The sequence below is a fragment of the Enterococcus sp. MMGLQ5-1 genome, from assembly GCF_013155265.1.
Classification (GTDB): Bacteria; Bacillota; Bacilli; order Lactobacillales; family Streptococcaceae; genus MMGLQ5-1.
The window spans coordinates 163,312-175,213 of sequence record NZ_JABJXU010000003.1 but is presented as its reverse complement, the minus strand read 5'-3'; the positions used below and the strand labels follow the sequence as shown (position 1 = coordinate 175,213).

Below are 11,902 nucleotides of genomic sequence, written 5' to 3'. Positions count from 1 at the left end.
TAGTTATTATTTGGCGTCGTACCAATTTTTTCCATAATTACTGTCAGCAATTAATGGAACAGCCAGTTCAGTTGTATGCTCCATAATCTCTTTAACAATTTGATCCAATTGCTCAATTTCTGACTTTGGCACCTCAAAAACAACCTCATCATGTACTTGTAAAAGCATTCTTGCATTAAGCCCAGCCTTTGCAATCTCATGCTCCAAGCGAATCATTGCAACCTTTAAAATATCTGCAGCACTTCCTTGAATCGGTGAATTAATTGCTGTCCGCTCGGCAAAGCTTCGACGGTTAAAATTTCTCGAATTGATTTCTAAAATTTCACGCCTTCTATGAAAAAGTGTTTCAACATATCCCTTGTCGCGTGCTTCTCTAACAATTTCTTCCATGTATTTTTTAATACCCGGATATTTCTCAAAATATGTTTGAATGTAGTTACCAGCTTCTTTTCTTGAAATCCCTAAATTTTCTGCTAAACCATAATCAGAAATACCATAAACAACACCAAAATTAACAGCCTTAGCTTTTCTCCTAGTATTTGCATCTACCTGTTCTGTGTTTTGAATTCCAAAAACGCGCATCGCAGTTGACGTATGAATATCTTGCTTTTCTTCAAAAGCTGCCCTTAAATGCGCATCACCTGAAATGTCTGCTAGAACCCGCAGCTCAATTTGTGAATAGTCAGATGAGTAAATATAACCGTCTGCAAAGGATGGTAAGAACGCCTCACGAACTCGTCTACCTTCCTCAATTCTAATTGGAATATTTTGTAAATTAGGGTCAACTGAGCTCAGCCGACCGGTCGCAGTCAAGGTTTGAATATAACGTGTATGAACCTTGCCATCTGAGGCAACAACTTTTAATAAGCCTTCTAAATAGGTTGATAATATTTTGGCAATTTGACGGTATTTTAAAATATGCTCAACGATCGGCGCTTGTGGGGCTAATTTTTCCAAAACATCTACTGCCGTTGAATAACCTGTTTTAGTTTTTTTAATTACCGGTAATTGTAATTTTTCAAATAAAATAACAGATAATTGCTTAGGGGAATTAATATTAAACCGTTCACCAGCTAAATCAAAAATCTTTTCTTCAATACCTGCAAGAATCTCAGTATACTCAACCTTCATTTCTTTTAACCGATCAGTATCAACCTTAATCCCACGCATTTCCATTTTTGCTAAAACATCCGCCAAGGGCTGTTCAATCTCTTGTAAAAGATGCAGCTGATTGTTATTTTCTAACACCTCTAACATCTTTTGCTCACTTGCAACTAAAATAGCAAGCTTTCGAGCCAGGTGTGCAAATAATTTTTCATCCTCAGGAATCGCCTGCTTTGTTCCCTTGCCATATACAGCCTCATCTGTTTCAATCTCAATATTAGTATATTGACTAGCAATTATTTTAAAGGTATGCGCTGTTTCCGCATTTAAAATATATTTAGCAAGCAAGGTATCAAATGCCACTGTTTTAAGCTCAATTTGATAATGTGAAAGTAAAATTTTAGTTTTTTTGTAATCATAAGTTTTGGAGAAATTTGCTTGAATATCTTTAATAAATATTGAATTGTTAAAAAGTAAGTCGCCTTTGGCAACGTATCTTTTTTCTGCGTTTCCCCAAGCAATTGCAATCACTTCAGCAGTATGATAATTATCGGTCAAGGTTTCTAGGTATAAAAAATCACCCTTTGTGAAAGTTGCTGCCTGATATTCTGTCACAATTTGGTAATCAATCGTCTCTAGCGTTACCTCAGCCTCACCCAGCTCATTTTCAATAAACTTATTGAAGCTCATCTGCTCATAAAATCGACGCAGTTCATCCGTATTAATCGGCAATACTGCTAAATCAGATAGACTAATTTCAAGCGGGGAATCTGTATCTATTGTTGCTAGTTTTTTTGAAAGAAAGGCAATCTCCTTTTCATTAATTAGATTTTCTTTCATTTTACTTTTTTTCAATTCATCAATATGCGCATATAAATTTTCAAGCGATTGATAGGCTGTAATCAGTTTTAAGCCGGTTTTTTCACCAATTTTTGTCACACCAGGAATATTGTCTGAGCTATCCCCCATCAATGCCTTTAAATCAATTAGCTGGGTAGGAGCAATCCCTAGCTTTTCTTTCATATATTCAGGTGTATAGGTTTCAAGATTATCCACACCTTTTCTAGTTATCTGAACCGTTGTTTTTTCAGTAGTCAGCTGTGTTAAATCTCGATCACCTGAAAAAATTTCAACCTCAAAATCAGCCGCTTCCGCACGCTTTGCTAAAGTCCCAATAATATCATCCGCTTCATAATTAACCAGATCATAGGTATGAATTCCTTGATACTTAAGCATTTCACGAATAAAGGGTAGCTGCTCACGAAATTCAGGGACTATTTTCTGGCGACCACCTTTATATTCAGCAAACATTTCTGTTCTGAAGGTTGTTTTTCCTGCATCAAAAGCTACCAGTATATGAGTAGGAGCAACTTTTTTGATAATATTGCTTAGCATCGTATGAAAGCCATAAATGGCGTTAGTGTATAAGCCACTGCTATTTTTGAAGCTTTCAATATTTTGAATGGCAAAAAAGGCTCTAAAAGCAATCGATGAGCCATCTACCAGCAGTAATTTTTTTTTAGACATAATGTCCCTCGCTTAATCAGATAAATTTTATTGAGTAACTCAATCATTATAGCCTTGCGACATAATAATATATTAATTTCATTGTAACATAAATTAGATTTGCAGATTCTTAATAAAATCCTTTGCTTAAATTTTTATTTAGCATCGTCCTTTGAACAAAACGGGCTTCTCTTTCACAAAAATTAAAACAAAAGGTGTGATACTGGTCAAAAGCGAGTACCAAAGCACCAAAATATGCACTTAAAGAGATAGCTCAGCTGCTGTCCTTCTCAAAGCAAAAAATGGCAAAAAATAGACTTGATCAAATGCGCTTAAAGATAAGCAAAGAAAGCCTAAGGCATCAAAAAAGCCTCCAAAAATGAAGGCTTCAGTTAATTAATTATTCACTTATTTGGCTATGGATAAACCTTCAACCCTTCTGTATCAACCTCAAGCAGCTCAACCTGACCATTTAGCTTTTTAGCAGATAGGGCATCTGCAAAGGGAACAGCCTCCGCTTCAGGAAGCAGGGTTAAAATCGTGGGTCCCGCCCCACTCAAATAGGTTGCATAGCTGCCAAAGGATTTAGCGAGCTTGCGCACTGTTAAAAATTCTGGAACAAGCCTTTGTCGGAATGGCTCATGAAATTGATCTGCTTCAATCATTTGACCGGCCGTTTTTAAATCTGCTTTTAACAATGCCGAGATCATTACATTGGCAATCGAGCTCGCCAAAACAGCCGTTTTAAAAGGTAGTGTCTCAGGTAAAGCTTTGCGTGAATCGCTCGTTTTTAATTCATAATTTGGAATAAAGCCAACAAGTGCACACTTTGGAAAAGGATGAACAATCGTCTGTACCTGACCATTAACGTAGCTTGAAATCGTAAAATTACCGAGCAATGCTGGTGCAACATTATCTGGATGTCCTTCAATTTCCGTTGCAAGCTGAAGCTTTTCTTGATTGGTTAATTGAAGGTTTGAGAGCTGATTGGCAAGCTCAATGCCTGCAATAATCACACTACTACTAGAGCCTAAGCCGCGCGCCAATGGAATTTTAGAGACCATCTGGATTGAATGCGGTGCTAAGCTTGGATCAACCCTTAAAGCAGTCTGGATTAATAAATTATCAGCATCACTTGGTACTTCCGCACCTAAATCATGATGGATCTCCCATTGTTCAGTTGGTTCATGAATCCCAATCACTAAGTATTGATTGACCGCAATGCCACACGAATCAAAGCCTGGTCCAATATTTGCACTCGTTGCTGGGACCTGTATTCTCATAAAATACTCCTTAAAATTCTTAATCTGTTAATTATTTACCTAAAACACGCAATGTATTAATTAATTTAAACCCATCAATTGCTTCAATTTCAAGCTTGATTGCCTTGAACTGTGCATTAGAAATTGTATGTGAGATTGCGACTACTCTGGCCTTTTCGCCATTCGCTTTTTGCTGCAAAACTTGATCAAAGCTTGCATCATTATTTGTGAAAATTTCAGCTAATTTCAAGATTTGACCTTTTTTATCCGGTGTTTCAATCGCAAAATAGTATTTAGCCTTCACTTGATCATCGACCGCTAGCTTAGTCTCGGTTTGATATGGATTGAATTTTTGACCCGTTGTCCCCTGCGTAATATTTTTGGCAATTTGAACAACGTCTGCTACGATACTTGTTGCAGTTGGCAAGCTGCCTGCGCCTGGTCCATAATACATTGACTGACCGACACCATAAGATTCAATAAATACCGCGTTCATTTCATTTTTAATTGTTGCTAATGGATGCTGCTCTGGAACCAGCATTGGTGCCACCTCTGCCGATACACTACCATCAATTAATGCACTTTCACCAATCAGTTTAATGACATAGCCAAGCTTTTGCCCCATTTCTACATCATCCTTAGAAACATGGCGAATGCCACGACGTGCCACATCTGATAAACCAATATCCATACCGTAGGCAAACTGAGTCAAAATAACCATTTTATACGCGGCATCAATGCCGTCAACGTCATTTGTCGGATCGCTTTCAGCAAAGCCAAGCTCCTGTGCCTTTTTAAGCACAGCATCATAGTCCTGACCCTCTTCTACCATTTTAGTTAGCATATAATTAGTTGTGCCATTAACAATCCCTTGTACCTTAGTAATACCGTCATCTGAAAGGGAGTTTGCCAGTGTTCTCAAAATTGGAATCCCACCAGCAACACTTGCTTCATAATATAAATCAACCTTGTTTTCAACCGCAAGTGCAATCAGCTCAGGCCCATGCTGTGCTAATAAATCTTTATTAGCAGTGACAACGTGCTTTCCAGCAGACAAGGCACGACTAATAAAGGTTTTTGCTGGTTCAATTTTACCAATTAATTCAATCACAATATCAATTTCTGGATCCTCGACAATCTCATCAAAGCTTGTTGTTAGCTCAATATCAAACTGCTTTTTGCGCAATTCTTTTTCGGCTTCATCTCGCACTAAGCCCTTAGCCACAACAATATCAATCCCAGCATTTTGCTTGATTTTGGTAGCTTGTGCTTTCAAGATATTTGGGACACCACCACCGACTGTTCCTAATCCGAGTAAGCCAATTTTTATTTGTTTTGTCATTTGTTCACCTTTCAATACTTTCATCAATTAATCTACATAATTATAGCAGAAATTTTCAGACAATTCTTAAATTACACAATTTTTGTTGCTAAAAATTTACCAATCTCAGCTACTGCAAAATCCAAGGCCGCTTCATCTGGATTGAACTTCGGATGATGCAAGGCATAAGGTGTATCAACACCTAGCCAGAACATCGTACCAGCCACCTTAGAAAGCAGGTAACCAAAGTCTTCACCAGTCATCGCTGGCTCAGTAATTGTCAAATCAACCGCCGGCTGCTGCTCAAAAAACGCAATCAATTTTTCGGTTAGCTCAGGATTATTCTCAACTGGCAAGTAGCCCTTTTGATTTAAAGTCATTTCAATTTGACAACCGAAGGCTTGTGCCACACCCTCTGCGATTTCACGAATCCGCTTTTGTGTTAAAAGATTCATTTCCTGTGTTAAAGTCCGAATAGTGCCATGAACCTCTGCGGTTTCTGCAATCACATTATTGGTTGTCCCGGCATGAAAGCTACCAAAGGTGACAACCGCCCCTTCAATTGGATTCACATTTCTAGAAACCAAAGTCTGTACCGTTGTAATAAAATTGCTAGCAGCCACAATCATATCGTTCGCGCGATGCGGAAAGGCCGCATGACCACCTTTTCCTTTAAAGGTAATCCGGACCTCACAGGTGCCTGCAAATAAAGTACCAGCGCGAGTACCGATGGTGCCAACAGGTAATTCAGGATTAACATGCAAGGCATAAAATTCATCAGGCAGCCAGTCAGCAAAGACCCCTGCTTCATACATCAGCATCCCACCAGCTTCGTTTTCTTCAGCAGGCTGAAATAAAAATAATAAATTGTTCTTAGGCTGCTTCTGACTCAATTTTTCAAGCAGACCAAGTGCAATCGTCATATGGAAATCATGGCCACAGGCGTGCATATAGCCTTGTCGCTGAGATTTAAAAGCACTCTCAACTGCCTCCGTGATTGGCAAACCATCAATATCTGTCCGCCAGCCAACTGTCTTAGTTGGTGCATAGCCTTCGACAAATACTAAAATACCTGTTTGCCACGTCCGTAATTTAATGTACGATTTGTCAGCAATCAGCTGATTAATTTGATTTAATAAAAATTGATGCGTTTGAAATTCTTCTAAACCAATCTCGGGTATTTGATGTAAAGCACGTCTAATCTCAATTAAATTCATCTATTTCTCCTTAATAATCGAAAAAAAGCTCTCGATTAAAATCTTAAGCTCTTTCGATTTGAAACTCTTTGCAATTAACTTTTGAACAGCACTATTCTTTAGCCCTGCTGCCTTAATACACTGCAGTAAAGTAATAAGCTTGCCAAATGATTGCAAAGATTATTATAATTTTCTCAACTCATCCATTAATTCAGTTTTACTTTTAGTCTTTGCATCAACATTTTTGATGACCCGAGCTGGACTACCTGCAACAACCGTATTTGGTGCAACGTCCTCAAGCACGATTGCGCCTGCCGCGACTACAGCTCCTGCACCAACTCGAACGCCCTCAACTACAACTGCATTAGCACCGATTAAGACACCATCCTCGATAACTACTGGGTCAGCAGAAGGTGGCTCAATCACACCAGCTAAAACAGCACCCGCGCCAACATGACAATTTTTCCCAACTGTCGCACGACCACCAAGGATTGCGCCCATATCAATCATCGTACCATCACCAATAACAGCACCAATATTAATGATGGCCCCCATCATAATAACTGCATTATTTCCAATTGCCACCTGATCGCGAATAATTGCCCCTGGTTCAATTCGAGCATTGAATTGCTTTTTATCAACCATTGGCACTGCCGAATTACGACCGTCATTTTCAATCACCTGATCAGTAATTTTTGCTTGATTCTCAGCTAGAATTGCTGAAATTTCGGCCCAATCACCAAAAATAACACCTGCTTCTCCATTAATAAATGTTTTAATGGACTTTGGGAATGTGATATTAGCTAAATCGCCCTTTAAATAAACCTTAACTGGCGTTTGCTTCTTCGCATTACCGATAAATTGAATAATTTCCTCTGCCTTCATCGTCAGTTATCTCCTTAATTTATACTATTTCTCTCCATTATACGTAAGAAAAATAACTCTGTAAATGAATTTTACAGTATTTTCTGAAAATTTCAGTCAATGTTAGGTATTCAGCCCTTAGAAAAGCTAGGTAATAGTTTAAATTAATGAAGTGAGCAGAGGCGCTTATCAATGTCCGCTCCTGTAACCCCATACTCGCTTCATTTATAATAATAATTTACTGGGCTGGTTTCATTAGTATCTGGGTGATTTTAATCTTTGAAGCTCTCCACCCAAAAAGCATCAAGTAACTATCCAAATTTTATATAAAGGATTATCTTTGATTATTGTATCTTATGCTCTAACGCTTCTCACAAATATAGGTGGTATCATCTAAAATCGCTAACTTTATTTAAATAGTACCTTAGCCTTAAAATCTATACTGATCGCTTACCTGTCAGAAAAAACAATGCAAACGTATCTAAATATGTTCTCCAATATTTTTTCACCTCATTAATCGTTTTTTGGTTATGGAAGCTCATTGCGATTTTCAAAAATGTTATTTGTTATTTATTGTAGCCAAAGAAAAAATATGCTCCGTCTGTGAAATTAGACCTTTTAGTCTAATTTATAAACTCAGCATATTTTGTCATTTTAGCTAATTTTCTATGATTCTACCTCAAATTGCATTTTCACAAATTTTTCAGCAGTGCTTCCTTTTGATAAAGAAATGTTTCCCCAGGCTGGGTGATTAATAATATCTGGCTGTTCTTGAAATTCAATCGCCAAGCCTAAATTACTCGACATTTTTGTACCATTAACCTCGACAAAATTACTGACCTTTGCCGCACTGTATAAAACCACCGCCTGCCGATTACTTGAAAATATAACTTTGCGTCCACTTATCTCATCAAACATAATAAGCTGCGGATTTTGATTTTCAGATAGAATAAAGGTATTGTCTAAGCCAGTTTCAAGTTTAGCTAAGCTATCACCAAGCTGCCTTAATTGTTGAAAATCGTAAGCTGTTGTCTCAACCAGGATGCTTTCACCAGTTGGTAAAGTATTTTCATCTACCACTAATACCTCTCGACTTGAAACCTGTAAAAATTGTTTGCCAATATCTGTCTTAGCATCACCTGAAAGATTCCAATAGGCGTGATTGGTTGGATTAAAATAGGTGTCAGCCAGCGCAGTGCTAGTAAATCTTATCGTTAACTCATTCCCCTTTAGCTGATAATCAACTAAAACTTTTTGAGGAGGAAAGCCACTATTTTGGTCAATCAATTCAAAACGAACACCCTTGACCTCAGTATTTTCATATTCAGTTGCCTGCCACTGCTGAATACTCCAGCCATTTTCACCAGAGTGATTAAGATTCGGCCCATTATTGGCCTTAAATTTCAACTCGCCAATTTCAGCATTCTTAATCCGATTAGCAACTGGTCCAACTGTTTTGCCAAAATAATAGCCTAAGTCGTTTTTTATCGCCTCGTCATCATCTAGGGTCAAAAGAATATTTTCTTTTACACCTTGACGATTTTTCATTTCAATTTTTACTAAAGTTGCGCCAAATTCAGAAAGCGTCACTGAAATATTTTCATTTTCAATTAAAAACATCTGCTACCTCTCGTTCACTTTCGACGATTACTACATCATAAGACGACAAGGTTTTTTCATCTTTTATCGTATCTCCAGTTAATATGTCTTTTTGACCAATAAATATATTTGGAATTTTAAGCTCCCGTTCGGTAAAATTGATAATAAATGTATATTGTCGGTCTTTTTGGTGACGTCTGACAATCTCTAAATCATTTTTTTCAAAAGTGGTTAAATCTGCCTGTGCCTCAGCTTGTTTTAAAAGCATGGCCAGACTTACTTGATCAAGCTGAGTACCAATATAATAAACCGACCCCCGCCCAAATTGATTTTTCGTGGCAATCGGTAAGCCTGAATAAAAATTATCCACATATTCTCCAAGTGACGTTGCTCCTTCTAAGTGGATAATATCAGCCAATAAGTGGCTGCTACCACTTTGACCATTAGCCAGTCGAACTTGATTTGCTTGTTCAGGTGCTAAGGCGTCAATTTCTTCTACCCAAATGCCTGCCAATTTCCGTAATGGTCCTGGATAGCCACCTAAATGCACATTATCACTTTCATTAACAATACCGCTCATAAAGGTGGTCACAAGCGTTCCGCCCAATGCTACAAAATCCTCTAATGCTTCTGCAACACCAGCTTTGATCATATATAAAACGGGTGCAACAATTACTTTATATTTGGAAAAATCAGCATCGGTCGCAATCAAATCAACCGATATATTATTTTGATAAAAATATTGATAATACTGATGAATTTGCTCAACATATTTCAAATCTTGATTAGGTCCACTAGTATATTCTAGCGCCCAATAATTATCCCAATCAAAAATCAGACCAACTTCTGAGCGGTTTTCACTATTTAAAATTTTATCACCAAGACTTTGCAGTTCTTCGCCGAGCTTTGCCACTTCTCTAAAAACTCTAGTTTTTTCATGACCGACATGCTCAATCACGGCACCATGAAATTTTTCGCAGGCCCCAGCTGAGCGTCTGAGCTGAAAAAATTGGACAGTATCACCGCCATGGGCGATTGTTTGGTAGCTTTGTGCACGCATTTGACCGGGCTTTTTTAGAGAATTATACGGCTGCCAATTTTGCTGGCTCGGTGTTTGCTCCATCAGCATAAACGGCTGATTTTTTAAGCCACGCATTAAATCATGTGTCATCGCAACTAAACTCCATGGCGTATCATAGGCAGGATAATTATCCCATGAAACAAGATCCATTTCCTTAGCCCATTTAAAATAATCTAAATTTTTATAGGTACCCATTAAATTAGTTGTAATTGGAGTTTCATTGTCAAATTGACGAATCACATCACGCTCCATTTTAAAATTTTCAAGCATACTATCAGAATTAAAACGTCGATAATCGATTGAAATCCCAGCAAACGCTGTATTCTGATAATCAATCCCTTCACTTAAAGCATTGGGTAAGACAATTTCGTCCCAATCATAAAGTGTATGCCCCCAAAATTCCATATTCCATGCTTTGTTAACCTTTTCAATTGTTTGATACCTGTTACGCAGCCAAACTCGAAAGGCATTTTCACAATTTTCACAGAAGCATTCGCCACCATATTCATTATTAATATGCCAACATGATAAATTTGGGTGATTGCCATAACGCTCTGCTAATTTTTGAACCAAGCGTTTGGCAAATTTTTGATACACCAAGCTATTTGGACAAGCATTGTGACGCTGACCAAATTTATGATGACGACCCTCAAAGTCTGTTCTACCAACCTCTGGATAGCGTTTAAATAACCATGCTGGTAACGCAGCAGTTGAAGTTGCCATCACTATATCATAATTTTCTTGACTCAATTTCTCAAATATTTCATCTAAATATGAAAAATCATATTGATTTTCACTTGGCTGAATTTTTGCCCACGAAAAAACATTAATCGTCGCCGAATTAATCTTGGCAGCCTTAAAGACACGCATATCTTCCCGAACGGTTGCCTCGTCCCATTGATTTGGATTGTAGTCACCACCGTATAAAATTCGTTGAAATTGTTTCATTTTCTGACCTCCATTACTTTATAATAAGATTATTATAATATTGAAAACGCTTTTAAAGTATAATATGATAAACTAAATAATATAAGATTACGAAACAAAAAGGAGCTTAGCAATGCCAATCTATTTTCAACTAATGCAACAGGCTTTACCAATTAATCTAGAAAGCATCGGTAATCATTGGCAGCAGCATGCTGTCAACCGTAATCAAGGCTATCCATTATACCACTGGCTGCAAACAGAAAGCGGACTTGGTGAAATTACAATTGAAGGCCAACAAATTCGTCTAAATGCTGGTGAAGGTATTTTAATTGCACCATTTACCCCTCATAGCTATTCTCCAATCGATCAATGGCAAACAAATTTTGCAACCTTTAGTGGTGAAATCAAGTCATGCTTTAAGCAACTGCTAAAGGTGGAGCAATTCGTCCTCGCAAAAAACACTGAACAGTTCCAATTTTCCCTTTGGATCAACCAAATCATTGACTTACATCGTCAAAAACAGCTTGAAGCAAATATGCTATCAGTAGAATGTTACAAATTTTTAATTCAGTTGAGACAGGGTGCTATTCAACCTTTTGTAGACTTACCGACTAACGCTAAAAAATATCTGACACCAGCAATCAAGGAAATAGAAACTAATTTTGCTCAAATTGATAAAATTGAAGTCATAGCTAAAAATCTATATATTAGCCCGCAATATTTAAGCCGTCTTTTTCAAAAATATATCCATAAAAGTCCCTATCAATACTTAATAGATTACCGAATTAATAAGGGAAAAGAATATTTAATTAATCAGCCAAACCTTGAAATTCAAGAAATTGCAAGTCGAGTCGGATTTCAATCTCCCAGTCAATTTATTGCTATTTTCAAAGCTAAGGTTGAGCTGACACCAAATGCGTATAGAAGACTACATTATTAATATTAAACAGCAAACAGCATTTTAAAAACAGCAGAACCAAAAGTGACATTCAAACAAAAGTCACTTATGGTTCTATTTTTTTGCCCCACTAAGATAGCGCTA

At 37.5% G+C, this 11,902-nt stretch carries 8 protein-coding genes; 1 reads left to right on the top strand and 7 read right to left on the bottom strand.

All coding sequences use genetic code 11. From position 1 onward, the window contains the following. Nucleotides 1-6: 6 nt before the first annotated feature. The 7 genes from polA to HOY35_RS05085 form a co-directional block, all read right to left on the bottom strand. Nucleotides 7-2,631: a DNA polymerase I gene (gene polA, locus HOY35_RS05115; protein WP_172212907.1), complete on the bottom strand. Its 2,625-nt coding sequence runs from the start codon at nucleotides 2,629-2,631 to the stop codon at nucleotides 7-9. Nucleotides 2,632-3,026: 395 nt separating this feature from the next. Then, a complete protein-coding gene (thrB, locus tag HOY35_RS05110) occupies nucleotides 3,027-3,893 on the bottom strand; it encodes a homoserine kinase (protein ID WP_172212909.1) in 867 nt (288 codons plus the stop codon). A gap of 31 nt (nucleotides 3,894-3,924) precedes the next feature. Next, entirely contained in the window at nucleotides 3,925-5,214 is a 1,290-nt protein-coding gene (locus HOY35_RS05105; RefSeq protein ID WP_172212911.1) for a homoserine dehydrogenase, read from the bottom strand. Nucleotides 5,215-5,285: 71 nt separating this feature from the next. After that, nucleotides 5,286-6,410 carry an N-acetyldiaminopimelate deacetylase gene (locus HOY35_RS05100; RefSeq protein WP_172212913.1) on the bottom strand — a complete coding sequence of 375 codons (1,125 nt, stop codon included), beginning with the start codon at nucleotides 6,408-6,410 and terminating at the stop codon, nucleotides 5,286-5,288. A gap of 162 nt (nucleotides 6,411-6,572) precedes the next feature. After that, nucleotides 6,573-7,274, bottom strand: a complete 702-nt coding sequence (gene dapD / locus HOY35_RS05095) for a 2,3,4,5-tetrahydropyridine-2,6-dicarboxylate N-acetyltransferase (RefSeq protein ID WP_172212915.1) — start codon at nucleotides 7,272-7,274, stop codon at nucleotides 6,573-6,575. 645 nt (nucleotides 7,275-7,919) lie between these two features. Continuing rightward, entirely contained in the window at nucleotides 7,920-8,873 is a 954-nt protein-coding gene (locus HOY35_RS05090) for a hypothetical protein (RefSeq protein ID WP_172212917.1), read from the bottom strand. Next, nucleotides 8,860-10,881 carry a beta-galactosidase gene (locus HOY35_RS05085; RefSeq protein WP_172212919.1) on the bottom strand — a complete coding sequence of 674 codons (2,022 nt, stop codon included), beginning with the start codon at nucleotides 10,879-10,881 and terminating at the stop codon, nucleotides 8,860-8,862. The genes HOY35_RS05090 and HOY35_RS05085 overlap by 14 nt, the downstream gene beginning before the upstream one ends. Before the next feature lie 112 nt (nucleotides 10,882-10,993). On the opposite strand from HOY35_RS05085, the gene HOY35_RS05080 reads away from it, so the two are divergent. Further along, the gene (locus HOY35_RS05080; protein WP_172212921.1) at nucleotides 10,994-11,800 is read left to right on the top strand and encodes a helix-turn-helix domain-containing protein; all 807 of its coding nucleotides are present in this window, start codon (nucleotides 10,994-10,996) and stop codon (nucleotides 11,798-11,800) included. Nucleotides 11,801-11,902: the final 102 nt, after the last annotated feature.